Source organism: Pseudomonas sp. IC_126 (assembly GCF_004331835.1).
In the GTDB taxonomy this organism is placed as follows: domain Bacteria; phylum Pseudomonadota; class Gammaproteobacteria; order Pseudomonadales; family Pseudomonadaceae; genus Stutzerimonas.
Genome location: NZ_SJSS01000007.1, coordinates 70,060 through 97,028 on the forward strand (window position 1 = coordinate 70,060; position 26,969 = coordinate 97,028).

Genomic DNA, 26,969 nt, shown 5'->3' on the forward strand with positions numbered 1-26,969 from the left:
GTGCCGGGAATCGTGATCAGCCCTGATCCCCACCGCCCACCGGCAGGGTCACGCCGGTGATGTAGGAGGCGTCATCGGAGGCCAGGAAGAGGATGGCGCCGGCCTGCTCGTCGATGGTTCCGTAGCGCTTCATCAGCGTGGAATCGACGGTCTGGTCGACGATCTGTTGGTACCAGACCTTCTCCTGCTCGCTCTGCTCGGCCGTATTGCGCGGAATGCGCCGTGGCGGCGCCTCGGTGCCGCCCGGTGCGGTGGCGTTGACGCGAATGCCGCGCTGGGCATTCTCGAAGGCCAGGCAGGCGGTCAGCGCGTTCACGCCGCCCTTGGCTGCGCCGTAGGGCACGCGGTTGAGGCTGCGAGTGGCGATGGAAGAGACGTTGACGATGGCGCCGGCGCCCTGCTCCAGCATGTGCGGCAAGGCGGCGTGACAGCACCACAGGGTCGGGAACAGCGAACGGCGTACTTCCGCCTCGATCTCGTGCTCCTGGTAATGCTCGAACGGCTTGGCCCAGATGGTGCCGCCAACGTTGTTGATTAGAATGTCGAGGCGGCCGTAATGGGTCTTGGCGGCGTCCATCACGCGATGGCAATCGGCGAACTGCTCCAGATCAGCGGTCATCGTCAGGACTTGCGCGCCTTTGGCGCCGAGCTCGTCGGCCAGTTCGTGGACCAGCTCGGAGCGATCGACCAGCAGCAGGCATCCGCCCTCCTCGGCCATCCGCTCGGCAACGCGCCGACCGATGCCTTGGGCGGCACCGGTGATTACCGCAACTTTATTTTGGAAACGCATGTTCATTGGGTTACCTCAACAGATACATCCGTAGTGCTCGTAACATCTTCGCGGCTGACGCCACCGCCGGCTTGCTGATCGTTCCCACTCCGCGTGGGAACGCCAGCCCTGGGCGCTCCGCGTCTCAGCTCTCTAGCAACCGACGCAGAGCGTCTCAATCAGTACCGTAGGGTGGGCTTTAGCCCACCGCCAGCACCCCATTGGTGGGCTGAAGCCCACCCTACAAATTTGAACTGCGACGTTGATCGTTCCAACGCTCCGCGTGGAATGCCGCCCCGGACGCTCCACGTCCCGGCAGTGCGTCGCAACCAGGGTTCCCACGCTGGAGCATGGGAACTAGGCGCTGGCGGCGAATTTCTCGTAATAGAAGTTCGCTGGCTGCAGACCCTGTTCACGGATGAACTGGCTGACCGCCTCCACCATCGGCGGCGGGCCGCAGAGATAGATGTCCACCTCGCCGTCGTTAAGGTGCTTCGGCTCGATGTGCTGGGTGACGTAGCCCTTTTGCGGATAAGCGCTGTCGGGGCTGGCCACGCAGGCGCTGTAGGTGAAGTTGGGGATGCGCGCGGCGAAGGCTTCGAGCTTGTCCATTTCCACCAGATCGTGATCGAGGGTCACGCCGTAGATCAGATGCAGCGGATGCTCGCTGCCCTGCTCGGCGATCTTCTCCAGCATGGCGGTGAATGGCGCGAGGCCCGTGCCGCCCGCCAGCAACAGCAGCGGACGCTTGATATCGCGCAGATAGAAGCTGCCCAGCGGGCCAGCCAGGGTCAGGCTGTCGCCCGCCTTGGCCAGGCCGGTAAGGAAGCTGCTCATCAGCCCGCCTGGCACGTTACGGATCAGGAAGCTGACTTCGCCATCCCTGGGGAGCGAGCTGAAGGAATAGGCCCGGCTCTGATCGCTGCCCGGCACCTTGAGGTTAACGTACTGCCCCGGCAGGAACGCCAGCTGGTTCAGGGCCTCGCCCTTGACCGACAGCGCGATGGTGCTTTCGGACAGCTGGCGGACACCGCTGATGGCGGCTTCGAAACAGACCTGCTCGGTCTTGCACACCTGCGAGGAGGCCGGTACGCGGATCACGCAATCGCTCTCGGCGCGCATCTGGCAGGTCAGCACGTAACCCTGTTCGGCTTCATCTTCGCTGAGCGCATCCTCGATGTATTCCTCGCCGAGGTCGTAGCGGCCGGCTTCGGCGAAGCACTTGCAGGCACCGCAAGCGCCGTCACGGCAATCCAGCGGGATGTTGATGCCCTGGCGGTAGGCGGCGTCGGCCACGGTTTCGCCGAGGTTGGTTTCGATGAAGCGGGTTACGCCGTCTTCGAAATTCAGTGCGATGTTGTAGGTCATGGCTGCGCCCTCACAGGTGGTACACGTCGATCATCTGGCGGATGTAGTCGTTCTTCAGCACAACCTTCTTGGCCTTGATCAGCGGGTTCTCGCCGCGCACATCCAGGGTGTAGAAGTTGGTGCCATAGAAGTGATCGACCGTCTTGTAGCGGAAGCTCATCGTGTGCCAGTTGTAGCGCAGCTTGCAGAAGCCATCGGCCTGCTCGAGCAGCTCGAGATTGCTGATGTTGTGGGTGGTGCGAGTGTCCGGGATGGTGGCGCTGGAGCGTTCGGTCTTGATGCGGAACACGCGGTCTTCCAGGCCACTGCGGTTGCCGTACCAGATCAGCGAGATTTCGCTCTGGGGGTCTTCGGTCAACTGGTCGCGATCATCCCAGGCCGGCATCCAGAAACTGGCATCCGGCGCGTAGAGTTCGAGCCAGGCGTCCCACTCCTTGTCGTCGAGATAGCGCGCCTCGCGGTAGAGAAAGTCGCGCGCGGCTTCATAGGAAATGGTCATCTATGCGCCCTCCACGTGGATCAGCTGATCCTGTTCCGCCTTCACGGCCTTGATCATCTGCTGCTGCCAGTACTGGTGCTGCATGACGAACAGGCCTTCGTCCTCGGAGCGGACGCCGCTGAGCAAGGGATGCAGATCGATTTCCTTGGCTCCCTCATCGGCGCCTTCGATCCAGTGCTTGGCGCCACGGGACATGTCGTTCCATTCCATGGCGCGGCCCTGGAAGCCGGCCTGGCAGGCGCGGAATTCCTCGAGGTCGTCCGGCGTGGCCATGCCGCTGACGTTGAAGAAGTCTTCGTACTGGCGAATGCGGCGGGCACGCGCCTCGGCACTCTCGCCCTTGGGCGCGATGCAGTAGATGGTGACTTCGGTCTCGTCGACCGAGATCGGCCGGGCGATGCGCAGCTGCGATCCGAACTGGTCCATCAGGTAGAGGTTCGGGTAGAGGCAGAGGTTGCGCGAGTTGCCGATCATCCAGTCGGCACGAGCCTCGCCGACTTCGGCGACCAGCTCGTCGCGGCGGCTGTACAGCGGACGGTCTTCAGGGTTGTCCCAGCGCGTCCAGAGCAAAAGGTGGCCGTTCTCGAAGGAATAGAAGCCACCGCCTTTCTTGCCCCAGCCGCCGGCACTCATGGTGCGGATTTCTTCGCCGGCCTCGCGCAATTTGCGCTGGTTCTGGGTCGCGGCGTAGTTCCAGTGCACGGCGGTGACGTGGTAGCCGTCCGCGCCGTTCTCGGCGGTCAGCTTCCAGTTGCCGCCGAAGACGTAGCTGGAGGAGCCACGCAGCACTTCGATGCCATCCGGCGACTGGTCGACCACCATGTCGATGATCTTGCGCGACTCGCCGAGAAATTCTTCCAGCGGGGCGACATCTTCACGCAGGCTGCCGAACAGGAAGCCGCGATAGGACTCGAAGCGGGCGATCTTCTTCAGGTCGTGGGAGCCGTCGCAGTTGAAGCTGTCCGGGTAGCCGGCTTCCTTGGGATCCTTGACCTTGAGCAGCTTGCCGGAGTTGTTGAAGGTCCAGCCGTGGAACGGGCAGGTATAGGTGGCCTTGTTGCCGCTCTTGAAGCGACACAGCATCGCACCGCGATGGCTGCAGGCATTGATAAAGGCGTTGAGCTCGCCGTCCTTGTTGCGCGCGATGAAGATCGGCTGCCGACCCATGTAGGTCGTGTAGTAGTCGTTCTTCTCGGGAATCTGACTTTCGTGGGCGAGGTAGATCCAGTTGCCCTCGAAGATGTGCTTCATCTCCAGATCGAACAGGCGCTCGTCGGTGAACATCTCGCGCTTGCAGCGGAAGATGCCCTTTTCTTTGTCGTCTTCAACAAGCGAATCAAGGTAATCGAATCCCAGGGCCATGGCCGGGGCCTCCATTGTTATTGTTTCTACGTGATGAAGGCTAAGGCGCTGGGAGGGGTATCAATATCCGTTTTCTGCAGGACCTCTATCCGTTTTCTGCAAAACAACAGGCGGATCGATCCGTTCCTGTAAGCGAATATGACTAAGAATCAGGAGGTATAAACGGAAGGAGTGAAATAGGCGGGGCGTGGGCCAACCCAGTCAGAGCTGGCCCTAGGGTCGGCCGTCAGGGTTGGCTCATCACCGCAGCGATGCTCTGCGCCAGGTCATCCTGAGTGAAGGGCTTGCCGAGCCTGGGCAGGTCGCCTGCCAACCCGGTTGGCTGGTCGGCATAACCAGTGACAAGGATCACTGGCAGGGCTGGATACCGCTGCCTGATGACTTCGGCCAGCTGTGTGCCGGTCATTTGAGGCATGGCCTGATCGGTCAGCACTAGCTGAACCCTGTTCTGCGCGAGGATTTCCATCGCCTGCTTCGCTGACTCCGCCTCGTACACATGGCAACCAAGCTCCTCGAGCATCGCGCCGGTCGTCATCAATACAAGGGGGTCGTCATCCACCGCCAGTACGCTGAGCGCCACAGGGTAATGCGACTCGGACGTCTGCGACTGTTCAGCTTCAGCCGGCATACCGCCACCCGCGGCAAGCGGCAGCCACAGCTCAGCGGTGGTGCCGCGCCCCTTCTCGCTTTTGAGCACCAAACCGCCACCAGACTGCGCGGCAAGGCCATGGACCATTGAAAGTCCCAGCCCCGTGCCTTTACCGACGCCTTTGGTGGTGAAAAACGGCTCCGTTGCACGTTCGAGCGTCGCCTCGTCCATGCCCTCGCCCTCATCGGCCAAGGCCAGGCAGAGATAGTCTCCGGGTTCCAGTCCGCCATCCTTTGAGTCGAGTCGGTGTTCACGCGCCGAGATGGTGACGGTGCCGCCCTCAGGCATGGCGTCCCGGGCATTTACCGCCAGGTTGAGAAGTGCCAGTTCGATCTGGTTGGCATCCGCCAGGACGGGTTTGAGTGAGAGAGGAAAACGGGTTTCGATCTGAATCCGAGGGCCAAGCGATTGCTGGAGCAGATCGGCCATATCACGTACCAGAACCGGCGCATCGACCAGTTCGAGATTGAGTTCCTGGCGCCGCGCAAAGGCCAGCATGCGCTGGGACAGGGAGACGCCGCGCTGGGCACCGCGAATGGCGTTGTCCAGCAACGGGACGATTCGCGGATCGTCAGGCACTCGCCGGCGCACAATCTCCAACCCGCCCAGTACGGCCATCAGAAGATTATTGAAGTCGTGGGCGATGCCTCCGGTCAATCGGCCTAAGGATTCCAATTTCTGTGACTGGAACAGCGCCTCCCGCGCCTCTTCCAGCTCGCGCTGGGCCTCGACGGTTTCGGTGATGTCGCGGGTAATCTTGGCGAAACCTATAAGAGTGCCCGTCTCACTGCGGATCGGATCGACAACCACGCTGGCCCAGAAGCGCGTGCCGTCCTTGCGCACACGCAGGCCCTGACTTTCGAACCGCCCTTCACGCAACGCCGTATCGAGACCGCGCTGCGGAGCGCCGTTCTCTCGGTCTTCAGCAGTAAAAAAAGCGGAATAGTGCTGTCCGATAATCTCGTCGGGCAGATAGCCCTTGATGCGCTGGGCACCCATGTTCCAGTTGGTCACCCGCCCTGTCGGATCAAGCATGTAGATGGCGTAATCAGTGACGCCCTGCACCAACAAGCGAAACTGCTGTTCGCTCTGCTTCAGCGATTCTTCGACCAGCTTGCGCTCGGTCAGATCGCGGGTGACCTTGGCAAAGCCGAGCAAACTGCCAGTGGGCGACCAGATTGGATCAATCACCACGTGACACCAGAAGCGCGTGCCATCCTTGCGCACACGCCAGCCCTCCCCTTCGAAGCGACCCTCGGCTGCTGCAATGTCCAGTGCGCGCTGAGGTAATCCTGCGGCACGGTCGTCGTCGGTATAAAAGCGGGAGAAATGCTGGCCGATCACTTCGGCCTCTTCGTACCCCTTGAAGCGTCTCGCACCGGTGTTCCAGCTTGCAATCTTGCCGTCGACATCAAGCATATAGATGGCGTAGTCGGTCACTGCATCGATAAGTAGCCGATAACGCTCCGGCGCGGTAATCGACACATCCGAAGATGCCGTGCCTTGCATTGAAGTACCTACACCCGAGTGATTTGGTCAGGATTATGGTTAGCCAAGCATTTAAAAGAAAGGAGTGACGTTGTGAAGCCGAGCCAAAGTGCTCAACTGCGCCCTCGGCGCACCTGTGGAGTCGAGCAGTCGCTTCAGTGATGCTTGCGCAGGGTGTCGGAGGGCAGTTCGCCGAAAGTACTCTTGTAGGTTTCCGAGAAACGTCCGAGATGCAGAAAGCCATAGTCCATCGCGATCTCGGTGATATTGCGCACCTTGTCCGAAGGGTCGCTCAGCCGTCCGTGGATCTGCTCCAGTTTGCGCTGGCGGATGTAGGACTTCGGCGTGGTGCCGACCTTCCGATCGAACAACATGTACAGCGAGCGCGGACTCATGTTGGCCAGCTGCGCCAGCTGCTCGACCGAAATGTCTTTCTTCAGATGCTCGTCTATATAGTCGGTAATGCGGCCGAACGAAGGGCAGCTCTCGTTCAAGGGCTCGCGGTAGATGTTGTTGGCCAGCGTGCACAGCAGCTTCGAGGCGATGATGCGGCTGTACTGCTCTTGCAGCTGCGGAATGCAGTGCTCGGCTTCGGCCTCCTGGCAGATCAGTCCGAGCAGGCTTTCGATGCCATCGAGCTGCTTGAGTTCGTAGCGGTTGGCGGCAAAGCGAATGCCTTCGCTCGGCGCCCGCCACTGGTTCTCGGTACAGGCCTTTTCCAGAAAGGATGCGGGTACTTTGACGATGAGTTTTTCGCAATCGTCGGAATAGGTCAGGTCGACCGGATCGTCCGGGTTGATCAGCAGCAACTCACCTGGCGTGAAGTAATGCTCCTGACCGCGGCCACGCCAGAGGCAATGTCCGCGCTGCAGCAGTTGTAGGTGATAGATGGTTTCCAGCGCCTGCGAGGTAACGTGCACGCTGCCGCCATAACTCAACTGGCAAAGGTCGAGATTGCCGAACTTGCAATGGCTCAGGCTGGCCTGGGGGTTACCGGTGCGGGGTAGCTGGATGCAATGCGAACCGACGTGCTGATTGACGTACTCGGACACCGCGTGAGGATCGGCGCGATCGAAAATCATGCTTCGCTCTTTCAGCAGACTATCCATCATCAAGGCACTCGCTATTTTTATAGTTACGCCGGCATTGATTGCCGGTCGCCAGTCCAGCCATGGGTGCAGCCTGCCACCCGGACTTGATTCAAATCAACGATAACGCGTCCGAGCACAATAGGTGATTGGACCAACGGCCAACAGCCGACCGGCCGGTAACCGCACATTTTCGGCGTTACCCGACCAGCGGAGCGCTCGCTTCAAGCCGTGCCGGGATAACTCGTAGAGGCACGCAGGGTATCGGCGATGGCCTGGGCGGCGACCGAGAGCTCGTGGCCGGGCTTGGTCAGTATGCCCACCGGTTTCTCGATCACCGGATCACCCAGCGCGACACAACAAGCCCCGACTTCCAGCATCTGCTCGCGGCACAGCGCCGGCACGGCGCTCACGCCCAAGCCACTGGCGACCATGCGCCCAACCGTTGCCAGCTGATGACTTTCAAGCTGCACGGGCAGGCTGCGCCCGCGCTGGCGCAGGTGGTCTTCCAGCATGAAGCGCACGGTGGAAGGCCGCTGCAAGGTGATAAAGGGTTGCTGCAGCAGCGCCTCCCAACTCACTTCGGCCTGGCTCGCCAGCGCCGAGTCGGCGGGCACCACAGCCACGAAGCGATCCGTGTACAGAGGCGTGAAACTCAGCGGCGTGGTGGGTTCGGGCTCGAAGGCGATGCCCAGCTCGACCTGCCGGTCGCGAACCATGTCCATCACCTGCTCGTTGATCACGTCATGCACGGTGACGCTGATCGATGGATATTGCTGGCGAAAGGTGCCGAGCACGGCCGGTAACAGGTTGCCGGCAAACGAGGGCATCGAAGCCAGCGCCACGCGCCCCTGCTTCAGAGTGAAGCGCTGACGCAGCTCGTCCTCGGCGTTATCCCAATCAGCCAGCAATCGACGCGCCAGCGGCAGCAGGGCTTCACCTTCCGGCGTCAGGCTCACCGCGCGGGTGGTGCGGCTGAACAACCGCCCGCCTAATCCGTCCTCCAGGGATTTGATCGTCAGGCTCAGCGCCGATTGCGATAGGTGTAGACGCTCACCGGCCTGCGCGAAGCTTAAGGTATGCGCCACGGCAAGAAAGGCGCGCAGCTGTTTGATGGTCATCGATTTGCATCCGGATCGAGGTGCAGCAGCGAACAGCAGCCGCTGGATTATTCTGTTTAGTCAATTAATAACGCTTAAAAATCAACTTAACAAATCTAATCGCGACGCAGACACTCGGATTCAACGACTACCAACAACAAGAAGGAATGGTTTATGGCTGGTTTCGACAAACGCGTCAGCACCTATGCCGAAGCCCTTGAAGGGCTGCAGGACGGCATGACCGTACTGGCTGGCGGTTTCGGTCTGTGCGGCATCCCGGAGAACCTGATCGCCGAGATCAAGCGCAAGGGCACTCGCGATCTGACGGTGGTTTCCAATAACTGCGGCGTCGACGGTTTCGGCCTCGGCGTGCTGCTGGAAGACCGGCAGATCAGCAAGATGATCGCCTCCTACGTGGGCGAAAACGCGTTGTTCGAAAAGCAGCTGCTCAATGGCGAGCTGGAAGTCGAGCTGACACCTCAAGGCACGCTGGCCGAGAAGATGCGCGCGGGCGGCGCCGGCATTCCGGCCTTCTATACCGCGACCGGCTACGGCACACCCATCGCCGAAGGCAAGGACGTGCGCGAATTCAACGGTCGTCCACACATTCTCGAACACGCCATCACCGGCGACTTCGCCATCGTCAAAGGCTGGAAGGCCGACCGCTACGGCAACGTCATCTACCGCCATACCGCGCAGAACTTCAATCCGCTGGCCGCAGCCGCAGGGAAGATCACCGTGGTCGAAGTCGAGGAAATCGTCGAGCCCGGCGAAATCGATCCCACCCAGATCCATACCCCCGGCATCTACGTCGACCGCATCATCTGCGGCACCTTCGAAAAGCGCATCGAGAAGCGCACCGTCCGCAGCTGAAATCCCTCATTGGTTCAAAGAATAAGAGATCAAGACCATGGCTTTAACCCGCGAACAAATGGCCCAGCGCGTCGCTCATGAATTGCAGGACGGCTACTACGTAAACCTCGGCATCGGCATCCCGACGCTGGTCGCCAACTACGTGCCCGAAGGTATGGAAGTGATGCTGCAATCGGAGAACGGCCTGCTCGGCATGGGCGCCTTCCCTACCGAGCAGGAGCTCGACGCTGACATGATCAACGCCGGCAAGCAGACCGTCACCGCCCGCGTCGGCGCCTCCATTTTCAACTCTGCCGAATCCTTCGCGATGATCCGCGGCGGGCACATCGACCTCACCGTACTCGGTGCTTTCGAAGTCGACGTACAGGGCAACATCGCCTCCTGGATGATCCCGGGCAAGCTGGTCAAGGGCATGGGCGGCGCGATGGACCTGGTCGCTGGCGCCGAGAACATCATCGTACTGATGACCCACGCCTCGAAGGACGGCGAGTCCAAGCTACTGCCCAAGTGCACCCTGCCGCTGACCGGCGCCGGCTGCATCAAGCGCGTGCTGACCGATCTGGCCTATCTTGAAATCGAGAACGGTGCCTTCATCCTCAAGGAACGCGCCCCCGGCGTGAGCGTCGAGGAGATCATCGCCAAGACCGCCGGTGAACTGGTAGTGCCTGATCATGTACCGGAAATGACCTTCGGCTGATCAAGCGCCGAACAGGGCCTCGCGGTGCGCTGGTCGCACGCGGGGCTTTTCCCGTTTTGAATCCAGGAGATTCGCCATGCAAGACGTCGTCATCGTTGCCGCCACCCGTACCGCCATCGGCTCCTTTCAGGGCGCCCTGGCCAACATCACCGCGCCGGACCTGGGCGCTGCCGTGATCAAGCGTCTGCTCGAACAGACTGGGCTGAATCCCTCCGAGGTCGATGAAGTGATTCTCGGCCAGGTGCTGACTGCTGGCGCCGGTCAGAACCCGGCGCGCCAGGCCTCGGTCAAGGCCGGCCTGCCGCACGAAGTGCCGTCCTTCACGCTGAACAAGGTCTGCGGCTCGGGGCTCAAAGCGCTGCACCTGGCCACCCAAGCCATCCGCTGCGGCGACGCCGAAGTGATTATCGCTGGCGGTCAGGAAAACATGAGTCTGGCACCCTACGTCCTGCCCAAGGCCCGTACCGGTTTGCGCATGGGTCATGCCGAGCTGGTCGACTCGATGATCAGCGACGGTCTCTGGGATGCCTTCAACGATTTCCACATGGGCATCACCGCCGAGAATCTGGTCGACAAGTACGGCATCAGCCGTGAAGCACAGGATGCCTTCGCCGCCTCGTCGCAGCAGAAAGCCGTCGCCGCCATCGAAGCCGGTCGCTTCAAGGATGAAATCACGCCATTCGAGATTCCTCAGCGCAAGGGCGAGCCGCTGCGCTTCGATGCCGACGAGCAACCGCGTGCCGGTACCACGGCCGACGCGCTGGCCAAGCTCAGGGCCGCATTCAAGAAAGACGGCTCGGTCACCGCCGGTAACGCCTCCAGTCTCAACGACGGCGCCGCCGCCGTGCTGCTGATGAGCGCGGACAAGGCCAAGGCGCTTGGCCTGCCGGTGCTGGCGCGGATCAAGGCGTACGCCAATGCGGGCGTCGACCCGGCGATCATGGGCATCGCGCCGGTTTCGGCAACACGCCGCTGCCTGGACAAAGCCGGTTGGTCGCTGGATGAGCTCGACCTGATCGAAGCCAACGAAGCCTTCGCCGCACAGGCGCTGTCGGTCGGTCAAGAATTGGGCTGGGATGCCAGCAAGGTCAACGTCAACGGCGGCGCCATCGCGCTCGGTCACCCCATTGGCGCGTCGGGCTGCCGAATCCTGGTGACGCTGCTGCACGAGATGATCCGCCGCGACGCCAAAAAGGGCCTCGCCACCCTGTGCATCGGTGGCGGTCAGGGTGTTGCGCTGGCGATCGAACGCAACTGAACGGCGCTAGGGTCTGTTGCCGTTTCGTGCGCGGCCGCGCCGGAGCCTGTTTTTGCGCGAGGCAAGGCCGCGCCCGCTCCCGGCGGGCTTGCGGCATTCACTCCATCCATGGAGATCGCACGAGGAGTGAAGTTTGGTTGTTCCAAATGAGCGACGAGAAACGCCGCATCGCGCAAAAACAGGCCCGGCCCGAAGGGTTGCGCGGCAAATGTCGCCATGCGGCGTTGCGGGACTTGGCAAGGGAACCACCAATACCTGCGTCCCGCGTCTTGCCTGGCGAGATTTGGCGCAGCAACGCGGCTCACGACGAAACGGCAACAGACCCTAGACCAAATCACATAGGGAGGGTTCTGAACCGCGGTCCTGAGAACCGCCTGAATACATCGATGAAATAACGGCGCGCGCCACGCACGCGCGCCGCTCATAACAAAGAAAACAACACAGGATCACAACCATGCTCGGCGCCGTTACCTCTTTGAGCGTAAAGCTCGTACAGCGATACCTACCCTCACCCTTCGTTTTCGCCATTCTTCTCAGTCTCATCGTGCTGGCCGCCAGCATGCTCGTCACCGGTCAGGGCCTGCCGGCCATGGCGAAGCACTGGGGCACAGGCTTCTGGAATTTGCTCACCTTCGCCATGCAGATGGCGCTGATTCTCGTCACCGGGCACGCGCTTGCCAGCGCACCGGCCATTCACCGCCTACTCGCGGGCCTGGCCCGCATCGCGCGCACCCCTGGCCGCGCCATCGTGCTGGTCACGTTGGTGGGCTTGGCCGGTTCCTGGATCAACTGGGGCTTCGGCCTGGTGATCGGTGCAGTCTTCGCCCGTGCGCTGGCACGTGAGGTCAAAGGCGTCGACTATCCGCTGCTGGTGGCCGCTGCCTATTCTGGCTTCCTCATCTGGCATGGTGGCCTGTCCGGCTCGGTTCCGCTGTCACTCGCCACTGGCGGCGCTGACCTGGAGCGCATGACCGGCGGTGTAATCACCGGTGCCATCGGTGTCGGCGATACGCTGTTCACCACCCTGAACCTGACCATCATCGCGCTGCTGGTCATCGGCCTGCCGATCCTCAATTGGGCCATGCATCCCAAGCAGCCGAAAGTTGCCGATCCCGCGCTGCTGCTGGAGCCGGAACATCAGCCGCTGCCACGCGAGACGCTGGCCCAGCGCATGGACGACAGCCGCATCCTCAACCTGATCATCGTCGCGCTAGGTGCGGTGTATTTCGTTTACTACTTCGCCGAGAACGGCTTCGCCCTGACGCTCAATATCGTCATCGGCCTGTTCCTTTTCATCGGCCTGCTGCTGCACGGCTCGCCCGAGCGCTACATGCGTGCAGTGCAAGACGGTATTGGCGGGATCAGCGGCATCGTCATCCAGTTCCCCTTCTACGCGGGAATCATGGGCATGATGGTCGGCGCTAACGCCGAGGGCCTGTCGCTGGGCAAGCAGATCACCGAGTCGTTCATCGCCTCGTCGTCGGCTGATACCTTCCCGGTGCTGGCCTTCCTCAGTGCCGGTCTGGTCAACGTTTTCGTACCGTCTGGTGGCGGCCAGTGGGCCGTACAAGGACCGATCATGCTGCCGGCCGGCCAGGCGCTCGGTGTGACGCCGGCGGTGACGGCCATGGCCATTGCCTGGGGTGATGCCTGGACCAATATGATCCAGCCGTTCTGGGCGCTGCCGATCCTCGGCATCGTCGGCCTCGGCGCGCGCGACATCATGGGCTACTGCCTGTTGATCCTGGTGTACTCAGGCTTGGTCATTTCCGGCTGCTTCTATTTCCTTGGCTGATAGAAACAGGGCAGGCGCTGCAATGGCCCTGCCCTTTCGGTTTTCACCACGCGGCAATCCAAGCGGCTCCGACAACCCGGTTCGGAACTTCTCCCCCACGGCTTCGATACTACGTTCAGAACAGTCGTCTGGCCCTACTCGGCGATGGCGAGACCGGGACAGGGGAATGAATCCTCCACGGCTTCGCCTCCTAGTCTTCTTGGATTTCTTTCTTACCGTCTCATCACAAGCACATTGAACGCTGCCGGCGTTAGGAGAGGCTCTGGAATCACCGTTTCGCTTCTTTTCCCCGTCATATCCGCTCGTCTGCCTGAAGATCGGAACAGATGAACGGTGCAACTTTTTCTTACAACTCTGAGTCGCAGTTAACGGACCGAGGCTTAACACCTGCGCTAGCGATTGATTGAAATCCTAGCCGCAAGGATTGGCAATCGAGTTTGGGATGAGGTGTGGATACCTCGACGAACGCGTCGATAGCAGCCGCTTTGTGGTAGCTCTCGGGCAGTCGCTGTCCTGATGTCGAAGGGCAGCAGAAGAGACTCAGGGAAAGGGAAAAGGACGATGCTCTTCAACTCCATGGTGTTCATCGCCGGGTTTCTGCCGGTGGTTCTTCTTGGCTTCATCCTCCTTGCGGGCAGTGGTAGACAACGGCTTGCAGCCATATGGCTAACGCTGGCGTCGCTGGTGTTTTACGGCTGGTGGAACCCGGCTTATGTGCCGCTGCTGGTCGGCAGCATGGCGTTCAACTACCTGATCGGCGGCTACCTGATGCGCCGGCCGTCGCGCACGCTACTGGTGCTGGGTGTCGCCGCCAACGTGGCGTTGCTCGGCTACTACAAATACACCGGTTTTCTGTTCGGCACGCTCGACGATGCCTTCGGCCTGGGCTGGTCGGTGGGCGACATCATCCTGCCCTTGGCGATTTCCTTTTTTACCTTCCAGCAGATCGCCTATCTGGTCGATGCCCATGATGGCGAAGTGAGCGAGCACGACTTCGTCAATTACTGCCTGTTCATCACGTTCTTCCCGCAGCTGATCGCCGGCCCGATTACTCACCACAGCGAGATGCTCAAGCAGTTCAAGGATCACAGCACCTTTCGTCCTCGGCTGGACAACCTCTCCCTGGGACTGACGGTGTTTCTGCTCGGCCTGTTCAAGAAGGTAATCATCGCCGACCCGCTAGGCGCCAAGGCCTCGCCAATCTTCGCCGTTGCCGCCGACGGCACCGTGCCGGCGCTGTACGACGCCTGGTTCGGCGCCCTCACCTACACGCTGCAGATTTATTTCGATTTCTCCGGCTACAGCGACATGGCCATCGGGCTCGGCCTGATGTTCGGCCTGCGCTTGCCGATGAATTTCAACAGCCCGTTCAAGGCGCACAACCTCATCGACTACTGGTCGCGCTGGCATATGACGCTGACGCGCTTTCTCACAGCCTATATCTACAACCCTATCGTCATGCGGATCACGCGCTCGCGGATGGCCACCGGCAAGCCGCTGCCTCGTCGCGGCAAGATGAGTTTGAGCACCTTCGTCGTGCTGGTCGCCTACCCCACCGTGCTGACCATGTTCATCTCCGGCGTCTGGCACGGCGCGGGCTGGCAGTTCGTGGTGTTCGGCCTCCTGCATGGTTTTTACCTGGTGGTCGCCCATGGCTTTCGCGCCTACAAGGCGCGCCGCGGCCTGCCGCTCGATAGCGACAAGCTCTGGCACCACTGTTGCGCCGTGCTGCTGACTTTCCTCTGCGTGGTCGTGGCCATGGTGTTCTTCCGCGCCGAAAGCGTTGCGGCGGCGATGGCGCTCCTGTCGGGCATGGCCGGCTTGAGCGAGCTGAATACCAAGCTCGACAAGTCGGACTATCTCACCGTCGCGTTGCTGCTCGCCTTCGTCTGGTTCATGCCCAACGTGCAGCAGTGGATGGCACGCTTTCGCACCACCCTGGATGCACAGCCGAACGAAAGCTGGCTGCTGCGCTGGATACCGATTGCCTCTTGGAATCCGACTCCGGTGATTGGCGCGGCCATCGGCGTGCTGGGTTTCTTCGCCCTTGCCGTGGCGTTCTCCGTCGCCCCTACCGAGTTCCTCTACTTCCAGTTCTGACATTCCAGCTGACGCAAAAGGAGTTAATGGCTAATGGATCAGCTTCTCTGGCTAGCCGAACATTCAGACCTGAGCGCCGCGATCAGCGAGGCCAAGCGCGAACCCGACCCACTCACACGCCTAGCAGCGGCTGTACGACTCGCGGGGTATCGGCGGGACTTCACCCTGACGACCCGCCTGGACAGATTGGCAAGCGAAGGCTTGCAAGCGGTTGCCAACGGCGAGGCGTCCATGTCGGGCTTGCGTCCTTTGCGTATTGCCCTCCTCTCGTCCCACACGGTCGACCACCTGGTGCCGGCGATTCGCGTGGCCGGGTTGCAACGGCGGCTGGCACTCTCAGTTCACGTCGCGCCTTATGGCATGTACCGCCAGGCACTGCTAATGGACGACCCAGCTCTGGCGAGCTTTGCTCCGCAACTGATCGTTCTGGCGCTGGATGCCCGCGACGCGCCTCTGCAACTGCCGCTGGAGGCCTCATCGGAGGACGTGGATGCAGCGGTGACCGAGCGTGTCAACGAGCTGCGCCTGCTCTGGCGCCGCGCCCGCGAGCGCTATTCCGCACAGGTGGTGCAGCAGACCATCGTGCCAGCCGATCCGCCGGTCTTCGGCTCGTTCGAAGCCTTGGTCCCGGCCTCGCCCTGGGCTCTGGTCGAGCGCCTTAACGCAGCCATCCGCAGCGCCGCCCGAGAAGACAGCGTGCTGCTGATGGATCTCGCCTGGGAAGCGGCGCGCGGCAGCTACGGCGATGGCCTGGCCGAACCGCTGCGCTGGCATCAGGCCAAGCAGCTGGTGAGCCCGAACCTGGCGCCTCTGTATGGCGACCAACTGGCGCGCATCGCTGCCGCCAGCATCGGCCTGTCGCGCAAATGCCTGGTGCTGGATCTGGACAACACGCTGTGGGGCGGCGTGGTCGGTGACGATGGCGTCGACGGCATTCATCTTGGCCAGGGCTCGCCCAACGGCGAAGCCTTTCTCGCCTTCCAGCGTTACGCGGCGCTGCTGGCGCGTCGCGGGATTATCCTCGCGGTGTGCAGCAAGAACGATCCGAGCGTCGCCGAAGCGGCGTTCAAGCATCCGGAAATGGCGCTCAAGCGCAGCGATATCGCCGCCTTCGTCGCAAACTGGGAAGACAAGGCCGGCAACCTGCGGCGTATCGCCTCGATGCTGGATATCGGGCTGGACAGCCTGGTCTTCGTCGATGACAACCCGGCCGAGCGCGACATCGTGCGTCGCGAACTTCCCGAAGTCGCCGTCCCGGAATTGCCCGAAGACGTGGCCGATTATCCAGCGCGTGTCGCGGCGGCCGGCTACTTCGAGGCGACCTCCTTCACCTCGGACGACGCCACGCGCGGGCGCAACTACGCGCTGAACGCCAAGCGCAAGGCGGCCATGAGCCAGGCCACCGACATGGAAGGTTATCTGCGCGGCCTGGAAATGGTGCTGACCGCAACGCCAATCGGCGCCGCCGAACTCGCCCGCAGCACGCAACTGATCAACAAGACCAACCAGTTCAACCTCACGACGCGCCGCTACAGCGAGGCGGAGGTCGAGCGCATCGCCAATGACCCGCGCTCGGTGGCATTAGCGATGCGTCTGGCCGACAAGTTCGGCGACAACGGGTTGATCAGTGTCGTGCTGGCCAGACCGGATGCGGCGGTCGCCGACGACGAACTGCTGATCGACAGCTGGCTGATGAGCTGCCGTGTGCTCGGTCGACAGGTCGAAGAAGCCGTTCTCGACGTACTCGCCGAGGCCGCCAAAGCAGCCGGCTACCACGCGCTGATCGGCGAATACCGCCCCACCGAACGCAACGGCATGGTCGCCGAACATTATCCCCGGCTGGGCTTCGTCCAGCACACATCTACCGCCGATGCCGCCCGCGAGGCGACCTTCTGGCGCTACGACTTGACTTCCACCCGCACGCCCCGTCACTTCATCGAGGTAAAGGCATGACCGAAGCAGAGGTAATCAACGCACTCACCCCGGTATTTCACGACGTATTCGACGACGACAGCATCGTTCTCTCGCCGGAGCTGACCGCCAATGACATCAAGGGCTGGGACAGCCAGACCCACGTCATGCTCACGGTCGCGGCCGAACAGCGCTTCGGCATCAAGTTCCGCACGGCGGAGTTGGAGTCGCTGCGCAACGTCGGGCACTTCGCCCAGGTCATCAGCGCCAAGCTCGAAGGGAGGTAGCCCATGCCTCATATCGCCGAGGTATCCATGGACGGGAGCACCGCCGAACAGGGTGCAGGCAGCACGGCCAGCGCACCTGGGCGGGTGAATTCGCGGTATCTGCTGTCGCTGTTCGCCGGCCTGTTCGGCGCCCTGACGCTGTTCTGCCTGAGCCTGCTGGGCCTGGACCGGACCGGCAACCTGCCGCCGCCGGCGTTCTCCAACAACCTGTGCGTCGATGAGAAGCTTAATTTTCTGCGGAACAACCCTATTCGCTCTCCCAATCTGCTGATCATCGGCTCATCGGTGGCCTGGCGGCATGTGGACGGCAATGTCCTGACCAAGGCGCTGCCAGAAACACGCCCCATGAACGGTGCCTTCTGCGGCCTGTTCGCTAACCAGTCGGTTTATGTCGGACATTGGCTGCTCGATCGTGAGCCGAGCATCCGCAGCGTGGTGATGATCGCCGATCCGCAGGATTTCGCCGGCTGCTGGAAAGTGCCGACGGCGGTGTTCAACCGTGCGCACGTCGGCCCTTACGTTTATGAAGGCGCATCGCACTGGGGCTATTACATGCGCTATTTCGCGCCCAAATCCCTTGCGCGCAACGCCCTGACCGTCAAGGCGCAGCGCGCCGGCCAGATCGAATGGGACCCGTTGGTATTCAATCGCTTCGGTGATGGTCCGTTGATCACCCGCAACACCCGTCATCTGATGTATGGCCGCCCAGATGCGCTAGACGACAACTGCTTCGATGCGCTGCGCGAAATGAGCGCACGGCTGCAACGCGAAGACCGCAGCCTGATGGTCGTCTCCACCCCGCTGCACCCGCAGTGGAAAGAACAGTACGATCCGGACGGCACCTTTCTCGCCGACTTCGATAAACGCATCGCCGCAGCGCTGGGTGCCACTGGCACCTACTGGAACGCCGACAAGGACTGGAGCACGCCGGTGAACTCCTTCGTCGATGCGGTGCACCTGCGCTGGTCCGCTGCGCAGACCTTTACCGAGGCGCTGGCTGAGCAGATACGCCGAGCCGAAGCCGGCCCGGTGGCGCCCGCCATGCTGAAAACCGCCTTCTCACCCTGATCCGTGACGATGAAAAGCCCGGTCGCCGCATCTGACAACCGGGCTTTCAATAGGCCTTCGGAAGACTTCCAACAGCCTTCGCCGCGAGTCGCGCCTTCCATAAGTATGGGACGTGCCTGCAACTTTCGGGAGGCTCGACCTCGGGGCGAAGCTTTTGACAGAGCTCGGATTGATGACGAGCCCTTTGCCCGCTCAGCCCCTACCCGCTTTTTGGCATCAACGCGACGCGGGCATCACCCGCCCTCGGCACTCGCCAAAGCCGATCGAGGCGAACCCATCCCGACGGCAACGAGCCTTCAGGATGATCTCGTCGCCGTCCTCAAGGAAGGTACGCGTCTCGCCGCTAGGCAGTTCCAGCGCATGCTTGCCGCCCTGGGTGATTTCCAGCAGGCTGCCAAGGCTGTCGGCGCTCGCACCGGACAGGGTGCCAGAGCCGAACAGGTCGCCCGGTTGCAGACTGCAGCCGTTGACACTGTGGTGCGCGACCATCTGCGCCACGGTCCAGTACATGTTCGTCGTGCTGCTCAGTGCGATTCGCTGTGCCGGCAGGGCCTGTTCACGCATGGCCGCGGTCAGCAGCAGGACTTCCAGTTCAATATCCAGCGCGCCCCGCTGCTGATCCTGTTGGTCGTACAGATACGGTAGCGGTTGCGGATCGCCTTCTGGCCGCGCCGGCTGGGCGCAGCGGAAGGGTTCCAATGCTTCCGGCGTGACCACCCAGGGCGACACGCTGGTGGCGAAACTCTTCGACAGAAATGGGCCCAGCGGTTGATATTCCCAGGCCTGCAGATCGCGCGCCGACCAGTCGTTGAGCAGGCAGAAGCCAGCGACATGGCTGCCCGCCTCGCCAATCGAGATTGCCTCGCCGCGGGCATTGCCTTCGCCGATCCAGATACCCAGCTCCAGTTCGTAATCCAGCCGCTTGCTCGGGCCGAAGCTCGGCTCGCTGGCGCCCGGCGGCATGGTTTGGCCGTTGGGGCGCTTCACCGTTGCGCCGGACACGTCGATGGTCGAGGCACGGCCGTGATAGCCGATGGGCACGTACTTGTAGTTCGGCAGCAAGGGGTTGTCAGGGCGGAACAGTTTGCCGACATTGTTGGCGTGGTGGATACCGACATAGAAGTCGGTGTAGTCGCCCACTTTGGCCGGCACATGCATCTGGCAACGATCCATCGGCTGCAACAACGACTCGCCCATGCCTTGCAGACGCTCACGCTGCGCGTTGCCTTCTCCGAGCAGGTCCTGCAACGCACCGCGCAAAGCTTTGCGGGCCGACGCACCGAGGGCGAAGAAAGTATTGAGGCTGCCGCCGCTGGCCGCTTCTGCCGCATTCAGCGCTTGGCCGTCGAACAGACCGGCATCGCAGGCAGCGCCCAGGTCGAAAATGAAATCGCCGATGGCGACGCCACCGCGCGGCTCGCCGCCGTCACGGCTGAACACGCCCAGCGGCAGGTTAGCGAGGGAGAAGTCCGAATGGCCGTTGGCCGACTCGACCCAGCTGCAAAGTTCTGTGTGTCCGGTCATGTCATTTCTCATTCTTGTCGAAGGTCTTGGCCAGGCCGGCCCAGCAGCTATCGTAATCGCTCTGCAGCTGCGGGCTTTCCAGTGCCTGGCGTGTGGGGCGAAGCACCTGGCCGGTCTCGAACATGAAGGCCATGGTGTTCTCGATCTTGTGCGGTTTGAGTTCGGCGTTGATCGCCTGTTCAGTTGAAACCTGATCAGGGCCATGCGCGCTCATGCAGTTGTGCAGCGATGCGCCGCCGGGCGAGAAGCCGTCGGCCTTGGCATCGTAGGCGCCATCGATCAGGCCCATGAATTCGTTCATCAGGTTGCGGTGAAACCACGGCGGACGGAAGGTGTTTTCCGCCACCATCCAGCGCGGCGGGAAGATTACGAAGTCGATATTGGCCATGCCGTGGATGGCGCTCGGCGAGGTCAGCACCGTGAAGATTGATGGATCAGGGTGGTCGAAGCTGACCGTGCCGATGGTGTTGAAACGGCGCAGGTCGTATTTGTAGGGCACGTTGTTGCCGTGCCAGGCGACCACGTCCAGCGGCGAGTGATCAAGTTCAGTCATCCAGAGCTCGCCGAGGAATTTCTGCACCAGCTGCACCGGCTCGTCGCGCTCCTCGAAGTGGGCGACCGGCGCAAGAAAGTCACGCGGATTGGCCAGGCCATTGCTGCCGATAGGCCCGAGGTCCGGCAGGCGCAGCGCGCAGCCGTGGTTCTCGCAAACGTAGCCACGCGCCGTCGCTTCGAGCAACTCGACACGAAAGCGCATGCCCCGCGGAATCACTGCGATCTCCAACGGCGCAACATTCAGCACGCCCAGCTCGGTGACGAGCTTCAGCGCGCCCTGCTGCGGCACGATCAGCAGCTCGCCGTCCGCATTGAAGAAGACCCGCTCCATCGACACGTTCGCCGCGTAACGATAAATGCTCGCCCCCGCCGGCTGGCCGGGTTCGGCGTTGGCCGTTATGCACATCAGGCCATCGAGGAAATCGGTCGCCGCTTCGGGGAAAGGCTCAGGACTCCAACGCAACCGGTTAGGCGTGACCGGCCCCAACTCGTTGCCGAGCTGGCGACCCAGGCGCTGGTATTGGCCGTGGTTGGCCGAGGGGCGAATGCGATACAGCCAGGTCCGCCGCGCTTCACTGCGCGGCACGGTGAATGCGGTGCCGGAAAACAGTTCGGTATAGAGCCCGTACGGCACTTTCTGCGGTGAGTTCTGACCGACCGGCAGCGCACCGGGCAGCGCCTCGCTGCTGAATTCATTGCCGAAGCCGGACAGGTATCGAGAGGTTTCTTGTTGTGGTTGCATAGCCGTCTCTCTTTTAGCGTAATGCGTTTACGCAAAAAGTAATTTGAAGTCGACAAGGCGTCAAGCTATAAACAGCGCCTTCTCCAGGCTGGCAATGAAAGGACAGTCACATTCATGGCAGACAGCAACGCGGACACGGCGCCCCGCCGACAGAAAGTGCAGGCCGCCGAGGTGGGCACGGACATCCTCACGGCACTGGCCGAACTGGCCCCGGCGACGTCGCTGTCGCGCCTGGCTGAACACGTCGGCATGCCCGCCAGCAAGGTCCATCGTTACCTGCAGGCCTTGATGGCCAGCGGCTTCGCCGAGCAAGACCCGCTGACCAATCACTACGGGCTGGGTCGCGCCGCCCTGTTCGTCGGTCTGGCGGCGCTGGGCCGGCTGGACGTCGTGAAGCTGGCCACCCCGCATCTGGCGCAGCTGCGCGACGAACTCAACGAAACCTGCTTTCTCGCCGTATGGGGCAACCGCGGCCCGGCCGTCGTGCATGTCGAGCAGGCGGTGCGGGCCGTCACGCTGGTGACACAGGTCGGCTCGGTGCTGCCGCTGTTGGGATCGTCCACCGGCTTGGTGTTCAACGCCTTCATGCCAAACGCGGAAACTGCCGAGCTGCGCGAAGAGGAACTGCAACGGCCGTCGGCGCCATCCTCCGCAGCGCTGGCCGCGACCATGAAAGAACTGCAGCGCACCCACATTCAACACGTGCACGGCCTGCTGATGGCCGGCGTCAATGCACTCTCCGCGCCGCTATTCAGTGGCAATCAGCAATTGGCGGGCGTCATCACGATCGTCGGCGCCGAGCCCGGTTTCATGGCCGATGCGGATGGCGAAGCCGCGCAGCAGTTGCTGAAGGTGGCACGTGCGATCAGTGAGCGAATGGGTGCTTCCTTTCAATGAGGGTATCTGGCTGCAGATAAGCCCTTCAGGACATTGGATGCTCGGCCAAGGCTCGGCGAAAGGCTTGTGCGACCGGACCGAGAGGCTCGTCCAGACGGTGCGCCAGGTAGGCCTCATATGCCACTTGGCTGTTTCGTCCGAGGTCCGAAATGCCCAGGCGCACCAGTTGGCCCGCGTCGAGATCGTCCTGTACCTGCCATGCCGGCAACCGGCCCCAGCCGAGGCCTGCGCGGATGAGCGCGAACTTCACGTCCTGCGTGTTTACCCGGCAGGTATACGGCGAGAGGACGCCGAACGCTCGGCCTCCCGACAATGGAGACGGGTCGGCTAGCACGATTTGCTGATGGTCGGCGAGATCCGGTAATCCTAGCAGCGCTCCGCCCGCCGATTTGGTGGCGAGCGGATGATCGCGATGCACCACGGCAATCTGCGCCACCGAGCCGATCGCTTCCAGAGCGATCCTCGGGTTGCGGAAATCCTCCCCCACAATGACGGCGAGCGTGCAGCGCTTCTCATCCAGTGCTGCAAGCGGCCCGCCTAGCGGTAAGGACTCCAGGCTGAAGGTGATTGCAGGATAGTCCTCACGCACCCTGGTCATCGCCGCCGCCACCGTAGCGATTGGGAACAGGGTGTCGACCACCAGCGACAATTCTGATTCGACCCCCTCACCCAGCGAGCGGGCACGTGCCCGCATGGCATCCGCTCTGAGAAGGAGATCGCGAGCATTGGCTAGCAACGCTTTTCCTTCAGGCGTCAGCACGGGCCGATAGCCGGTGCGGTCGAACAGTTGCAGACCCAGCTCGCCCTCCAGATTGGCAATCGCATGGCTGACTGCCGACTGCACGCGCAGCAAACGCGCGGCGCCAGAACGAAAGCTGCCACTGTCGACCACAGTAACGAAGGTGCGAATCTGATCCAGCGTCAACCCGTTCAGCATGATCTTCTCCGCAGATCAAGACGTTCGGTTTTTTATCACTCTTGCAGAGCATTGGGAATGGATAGGCTAATCCCCTAGTCCACAACGCTAGCGGGTGACCGACATGACGAAAGTACTGGTGCTCTATTACTCCTCCTATGGCCATATCGAAACGCTCGCCCAGGCGGTCGCCGAAGGTGCTCGTCAGGCCGGCGCATCGGCGGCAATCAAACGCGTCCCTGAGCTGGTGCCCGAACATGTCACTGAACGGGCCGGCTACAAGCTGAACCAACCTGCTGACCTGGCTACCGTGTCGGAGCTGCCTGATTACGACGCCATCGTGATCGGCACGCCCACGCGCTTCGGCAACATGGCATCGCAGATGAAGAACTTTCTCGATCAATGCGGCGGGTTGTGGTTCGAGGACAAACTGGTCGGCAAAGCGGGTGGCGCGTTCACTTCGACAGGGAGCCAGCATGGAGGCCAGGAAAGCACGCTCCTGGCGACGCACACAGTGCTGCTCCATCTGGGCATGGTCGTGGTTGGGCTGCCTTACAGCTTCAAAGGGCAACTGCGGATGGACGCGATTACCGGAGGCACGCCATACGGTGCTTCGACACTCGCTGACGACGGCAACGGTGGCAACCGCCAACCGAGCGACAACGAGCTGGACGGCGCTCGTTTTCAGGGCTGGCATGTCGCCCGAGTTGCAGCGGCGCTCGCGGCGTCCCCCATCGGAGTGCCGCAGTGAACGCCGAGGCCTCCACCAGGGCAATCGTCTGGGTGATTCTGGGTTGTGGCGTCGTGGCGGCCTTGCATGTAGGCAAGGCCGCCATCGCGGCGCCAATGCTTCAGGTGGATCTGCAGTTGAACCTCGGCGAAGTCGGCTGGCTTACCGGGATATTCGCTGTGCTGGGACTGTTTGGCGGCGTGCCGGCCGGTGCCTTGGTGACGGCCGCCGGTGATCGAAGATTGTTGCTGCTGGGGCTGGGGGTGATGACCCTCGCAGGCGCGGCTGGTGCGATCGCACCTTCGTATCCCATTCTCTTGGCCTCCCGGCTTTTGGAGGGGCTCGGTTTTCTTCTGATCACGGTGGCCGGGCCGGCGCTCTTGCAGCGTCTCACGACCGGTTCGCAGCGCGATATGGCGTTTTCGCTATGGAGCTGTTTCATGCCTTGCGGGATGGCCATTGCGATGCTGACCGGGCCGCTATTCCATACATGGCAGTCGTTCTGGTGGTCGAGCGCGGGCCTCGCAGCGGCTGCCGCACTTGTGGTGGTTTTTTGCGTACCGCGCGGCGCAACGCCTGGTGGCCAGCGTCTGCGACGCATGGTTGAAGATATTCGCCGCTTGCTGTCCTCCAGCGGCACGTCCTTGCTGGCACTCTGTTTTGCGCTCTACAGCCTGACGTTCTTCGCGTTGTTCAGCTTTTTGCCGGTCTTGCTGATGGAGCGCATGGGCGTCTCCCACCACAGCGCCGGGTTCTTGGCCGCACTGGCAAGCGCCATCAACGCCAGCGGTAACCTTGTGGCCGGTTATCTAATGGCGCGTGGGGTCGGCCGCGCTTCACTCATCGTCTGTGCGAGCAGCGTCATGGGGGTGGCCGGGCTCGGCATATTTCTCGACCTCTTCCCGGCATTACCGACGTTCGTGTTGTGCATCTTTTTTTCCGCAGTGGGCGGGCTGATCCCCGCGACGTTGCTGGCTTCCGCACCACTGCTTTCCCCTAACGCGGCGCTCGTGCCGATCGCCGTCGGCTTGATCATGCAAGGAAGCAATCTCGGGCAATTGCTTGGCCCGGTGGCCGTGGGGAGCGTAACCGCGACATTCGGCTGGGGCGCGGCCGGCGCGGTGGTGATGGCTGCGGCAATGGCGGCGTGCGCGATCGCGGTTGGTTTGCGTCGTGCATTCCAGCGCGGCGGGTCTTCCATACAACGACCATCAGACGCACCGCAACCTGCACCAGCTGGCCCCGCAAAACTCGAGGATCAATCGAGTTGAGCAGCAAAAGTGCCTCGCGCGCGCCAGCCACCAAGCTTTAAACGAAGCCATTACCTCTGAACGGGGGTCAGGTGTCCATGGGACGCTTTGCCGACATAGAAGCCTGGCGTGGTTCCGGGGAAGAGCCAGAACGGCGTCATCTCGGAGGACGGGAAGACGTTCGGGAAGCGTGGATCGCGCATCGAACGGCCGGCAATGGTTTTTTCCTGCACCATCGAAATGTACTGGTCAATGGAATTTTCCAGCGTATTGCCGTTGATGATGACTTCAGTGCCCAAGGCTCTGGCATAGCTCGCTACTCCGGCAGTTTTGGAAAGAAGCGGCGCGTATGCATCGACGCTGATGCCGTTTTCGCTGGTAACCCAGAGCCCTTCATCGGTATGAACGACGATGGAATGGTTGCCCTCTGTATGGCCGGGGGAGTGAATCAGCGCGATGCCATCGCCGAGCCGGATATCGCCCTCGAACTGGATGATGCGCTCTTGCGCAATGCCGCTGATGCCGTTGGGACAATACCAGTCCGCCTGATAGGGGTTCAGATCCTGGGCGGACGCCCACTCGCGATAGTGCACCAGCAGCTTCGCATTGGGCAGCAGGCCGGGGCTGTGCCGGTCTCCCAGCCAGCGCCGTACGTCCTGGGTGTGAAGATGGTCGTAGGTGATGTAGTCGATATCCTCGGGCTTCAGGCCGATGCCGCAGATGATCTCCAGAACGTTGCTCTGGCGCTTGACGATGAGGCTTTGCAGCAGGCCGGGCGTGTTGTCCTGCAGGCGCCGGAAGAACGGCGTCTCACCGTTGCGCTCGTGGTCGGACGGCGATACGAGCAGGGTCTTCAGACCCTCTGAGGTGTCGAACTGGACCACGAACAGGCGATTCTGGATGTGCAAATACTCCACCAGACGCTCGCGGGAAAAGGCATTGCGCAGTCCATATCGGCAGGGATAAGGCACCTTCACGAGATCGAAGGACTCGTAGTACTTCACTTTCGGGCCGGCCAGCATGTCTTTGCGGAAGGCCTCGGCTGCAGCGCGAGTATCCTCGACGCGGGCCTGCTGACCCAGGGCTTTGCGGCAACCCTCGAAGTGCTTGAGTTGGGTGATGTGGCTCATTGGCAATCCTCGTCTCGCGGGCGGTAGGCGTCCGCGGTGAAATTACGCAGACCCCGGGCGCGGGCTTTATCCACCTGGCTTAGAAAGAAGCCGGGGAACGCATTACAGAGCTTGCCGAGCAGTCCTTCCCTTGCCGGCAAGAAGTATTCGAGCGGGCGCTTGCGCAGGACCGGCCCCAGGATCGCCGCCGCAACCTCGTCAGCGCTCAGTGCGCGCGCTCCGGAAAAGGTCAGTGCCGCATCGGCATCGCCGCGCTGCTGTTCCAGCATGGCGGTCTTCACCGGGCCCGGCCCAAACAGGGTGACCGCGACGCCAAAGGGACGCAGATCGCCCGCGGCCGCGATACTGAAACCACGCACTGCAAACTTGCTGGCGGCGTAGGTCGTGGTGCCCGGTGTCGCATAGAGCGACGCAATCGAGCCGATGTTAATGATGTGTCCACGGCGCCGCCGCTTCATGCCCGCTGCCACGGCATTCACGCCGAAGATCACGCCTTTGACGTTCACGTCCATCGTCAGATCGATATCGGCCTGTTTCAGCTCGCCGGTCTGCCCGCTGCGCAGCACCCCGGCGGCGTTGATCAGCACATCAATTTCGATGCCGACGTGCTCCAGCCCTGCGACCAGATCGGTCCAGCCCTGTGCATCACGCACGTCCAAGGCCTGGCAGCGGATGTTGGGCAGTGCTTGCCAGCGCCGCTGCAGTGCGTCCATATCCAGATCGGTCGCGATGATTCGATAGCCCTTGCCAGCAGCCATGGCGGTGACTGCGGCACCGATACCGTTCGCCGCGCCCGTGATCAGTATGTGCATTCGAATCTCGTCCGTTTTGTTATTACGGAAGCATGTACCGAGCGCGCGTACCGATCTTGATGTTTACCGCCAAGCTGCTTGACAATTCGCGCCAATCCACC

23 protein-coding genes are annotated in these 26,969 nt (G+C 62.0%); 11 read left to right on the forward strand and 12 right to left on the reverse strand.

The features are described from left to right. Positions 1-16 precede the first annotated feature (16 nt). The 7 genes from E0D86_RS18755 to E0D86_RS18785 form a co-directional block, all read right to left on the reverse strand. Positions 17-796, reverse strand: a complete 780-nt coding sequence (locus E0D86_RS18755) for a 1,6-dihydroxycyclohexa-2,4-diene-1-carboxylate dehydrogenase (RefSeq protein ID WP_131651566.1) — start codon at positions 794-796, stop codon at positions 17-19. 330 nt (positions 797-1,126) lie between these two features. Beyond that, positions 1,127-2,137 carry a benzoate 1,2-dioxygenase electron transfer component BenC gene (gene benC, locus E0D86_RS18760; protein ID WP_131651567.1) on the reverse strand — a complete coding sequence of 337 codons (1,011 nt, stop codon included), beginning with the start codon at positions 2,135-2,137 and terminating at the stop codon, positions 1,127-1,129. Between the two features lie 10 nt (positions 2,138-2,147). Next, on the reverse strand, positions 2,148-2,636 hold the full coding sequence (gene benB, locus E0D86_RS18765; RefSeq protein ID WP_122078671.1) for a benzoate 1,2-dioxygenase small subunit: 489 nt from the start codon (positions 2,634-2,636) through the stop codon (positions 2,148-2,150). Continuing rightward, complete coding sequence (benA, locus tag E0D86_RS18770) at positions 2,637-3,998, reverse strand: benzoate 1,2-dioxygenase large subunit (protein ID WP_131651568.1); 1,362 nt, start codon at positions 3,996-3,998, stop codon at positions 2,637-2,639. A gap of 226 nt (positions 3,999-4,224) precedes the next feature. Further along, entirely contained in the window at positions 4,225-6,156 is a 1,932-nt protein-coding gene (locus E0D86_RS18775) for a PAS domain-containing sensor histidine kinase (protein WP_131651569.1), read from the reverse strand. Positions 6,157-6,290: 134 nt separating this feature from the next. Further along, positions 6,291-7,244, reverse strand: a complete 954-nt coding sequence (locus E0D86_RS18780; protein WP_131651705.1) for an AraC family transcriptional regulator — start codon at positions 7,242-7,244, stop codon at positions 6,291-6,293. A 203-nt stretch (positions 7,245-7,447) separates the two neighbouring features. Continuing rightward, the gene (locus E0D86_RS18785; RefSeq protein ID WP_131651570.1) at positions 7,448-8,344 is read right to left on the reverse strand and encodes a LysR family transcriptional regulator; all 897 of its coding nucleotides are present in this window, start codon (positions 8,342-8,344) and stop codon (positions 7,448-7,450) included. A 153-nt stretch (positions 8,345-8,497) separates the two neighbouring features. Between E0D86_RS18785 and E0D86_RS18790 the strand changes: the two genes are divergently transcribed. From E0D86_RS18790 to E0D86_RS18830, 8 genes are all read left to right on the forward strand, one after another. Then, a complete protein-coding gene (locus tag E0D86_RS18790; protein ID WP_131651571.1) occupies positions 8,498-9,196 on the forward strand; it encodes a CoA transferase subunit A in 699 nt (232 codons plus the stop codon). A 37-nt stretch (positions 9,197-9,233) separates the two neighbouring features. Next, positions 9,234-9,893, forward strand: a complete 660-nt coding sequence (locus E0D86_RS18795; protein WP_131651572.1) for a CoA transferase subunit B — start codon at positions 9,234-9,236, stop codon at positions 9,891-9,893. Between the two features lie 76 nt (positions 9,894-9,969). Further along, a complete protein-coding gene (locus E0D86_RS18800; RefSeq protein WP_131651573.1) occupies positions 9,970-11,151 on the forward strand; it encodes an acetyl-CoA C-acetyltransferase in 1,182 nt (393 codons plus the stop codon). A gap of 454 nt (positions 11,152-11,605) precedes the next feature. Further along, on the forward strand, positions 11,606-12,946 hold the full coding sequence (locus E0D86_RS18810; RefSeq protein WP_131651575.1) for a short-chain fatty acid transporter: 1,341 nt from the start codon (positions 11,606-11,608) through the stop codon (positions 12,944-12,946). A gap of 561 nt (positions 12,947-13,507) precedes the next feature. Next, entirely contained in the window at positions 13,508-15,046 is a 1,539-nt protein-coding gene (locus E0D86_RS18815; RefSeq protein ID WP_131651576.1) for an MBOAT family protein, read from the forward strand. Between the two features lie 33 nt (positions 15,047-15,079). Beyond that, positions 15,080-16,999, forward strand: a complete 1,920-nt coding sequence (locus E0D86_RS18820; RefSeq protein ID WP_131651577.1) for an HAD-IIIC family phosphatase — start codon at positions 15,080-15,082, stop codon at positions 16,997-16,999. Beyond that, positions 16,996-17,244 carry an acyl carrier protein gene (locus E0D86_RS18825; RefSeq protein ID WP_131651578.1) on the forward strand — a complete coding sequence of 83 codons (249 nt, stop codon included), beginning with the start codon at positions 16,996-16,998 and terminating at the stop codon, positions 17,242-17,244. The genes E0D86_RS18820 and E0D86_RS18825 overlap by 4 nt, the downstream gene beginning before the upstream one ends. 3 nt (positions 17,245-17,247) lie before the next feature. Beyond that, positions 17,248-18,312 carry a hypothetical protein gene (locus E0D86_RS18830; RefSeq protein ID WP_371924093.1) on the forward strand — a complete coding sequence of 355 codons (1,065 nt, stop codon included), beginning with the start codon at positions 17,248-17,250 and terminating at the stop codon, positions 18,310-18,312. Positions 18,313-18,528: 216 nt separating this feature from the next. Here the strand turns inward: E0D86_RS18830 and fahA are convergent, their stop codons facing one another. Both fahA and hmgA read right to left on the reverse strand, forming a co-directional pair. Further along, positions 18,529-19,836 (reverse strand): fumarylacetoacetase, encoded by a 1,308-nt coding sequence (fahA, locus tag E0D86_RS18835; RefSeq protein WP_131651579.1) that lies wholly within the window; start codon positions 19,834-19,836, stop codon positions 18,529-18,531. Between the two features lies 1 nt (position 19,837). Continuing rightward, complete coding sequence (hmgA, locus tag E0D86_RS18840) at positions 19,838-21,133, reverse strand: homogentisate 1,2-dioxygenase (protein ID WP_131651580.1); 1,296 nt, start codon at positions 21,131-21,133, stop codon at positions 19,838-19,840. 114 nt (positions 21,134-21,247) lie between these two features. Between hmgA and E0D86_RS18845 the strand changes: the two genes are divergently transcribed. Continuing rightward, positions 21,248-22,030: an IclR family transcriptional regulator gene (locus tag E0D86_RS18845; protein ID WP_131651581.1), complete on the forward strand. Its 783-nt coding sequence runs from the start codon at positions 21,248-21,250 to the stop codon at positions 22,028-22,030. A gap of 25 nt (positions 22,031-22,055) precedes the next feature. On the opposite strand, the gene E0D86_RS18850 is transcribed toward E0D86_RS18845, so the two are convergent. Further along, a complete protein-coding gene (locus E0D86_RS18850) occupies positions 22,056-22,967 on the reverse strand; it encodes a LysR family transcriptional regulator (RefSeq protein WP_131651582.1) in 912 nt (303 codons plus the stop codon). A 103-nt stretch (positions 22,968-23,070) separates the two neighbouring features. Here E0D86_RS18850 and wrbA point away from each other — a divergent pair, with 103 nt between their 5' ends. Both wrbA and E0D86_RS18860 read left to right on the forward strand, forming a co-directional pair. Beyond that, on the forward strand, positions 23,071-23,697 hold the full coding sequence (gene wrbA, locus E0D86_RS18855) for an NAD(P)H:quinone oxidoreductase (protein WP_131651583.1): 627 nt from the start codon (positions 23,071-23,073) through the stop codon (positions 23,695-23,697). After that, the gene (locus tag E0D86_RS18860; RefSeq protein ID WP_131651584.1) at positions 23,694-24,947 is read left to right on the forward strand and encodes a CynX/NimT family MFS transporter; all 1,254 of its coding nucleotides are present in this window, start codon (positions 23,694-23,696) and stop codon (positions 24,945-24,947) included. Before wrbA ends, E0D86_RS18860 begins: the two co-directional genes overlap by 4 nt. A gap of 50 nt (positions 24,948-24,997) precedes the next feature. On the opposite strand, the gene E0D86_RS18865 is transcribed toward E0D86_RS18860, so the two are convergent. Beyond that, positions 24,998-26,056: a hypothetical protein gene (locus tag E0D86_RS18865; protein WP_131651585.1), complete on the reverse strand. Its 1,059-nt coding sequence runs from the start codon at positions 26,054-26,056 to the stop codon at positions 24,998-25,000. Continuing rightward, positions 26,053-26,868 carry an SDR family oxidoreductase gene (locus tag E0D86_RS18870; RefSeq protein ID WP_131651586.1) on the reverse strand — a complete coding sequence of 272 codons (816 nt, stop codon included), beginning with the start codon at positions 26,866-26,868 and terminating at the stop codon, positions 26,053-26,055. The genes E0D86_RS18865 and E0D86_RS18870 overlap by 4 nt, the downstream gene beginning before the upstream one ends. Between the last annotated feature and the right edge of the window lie 101 nt (positions 26,869-26,969).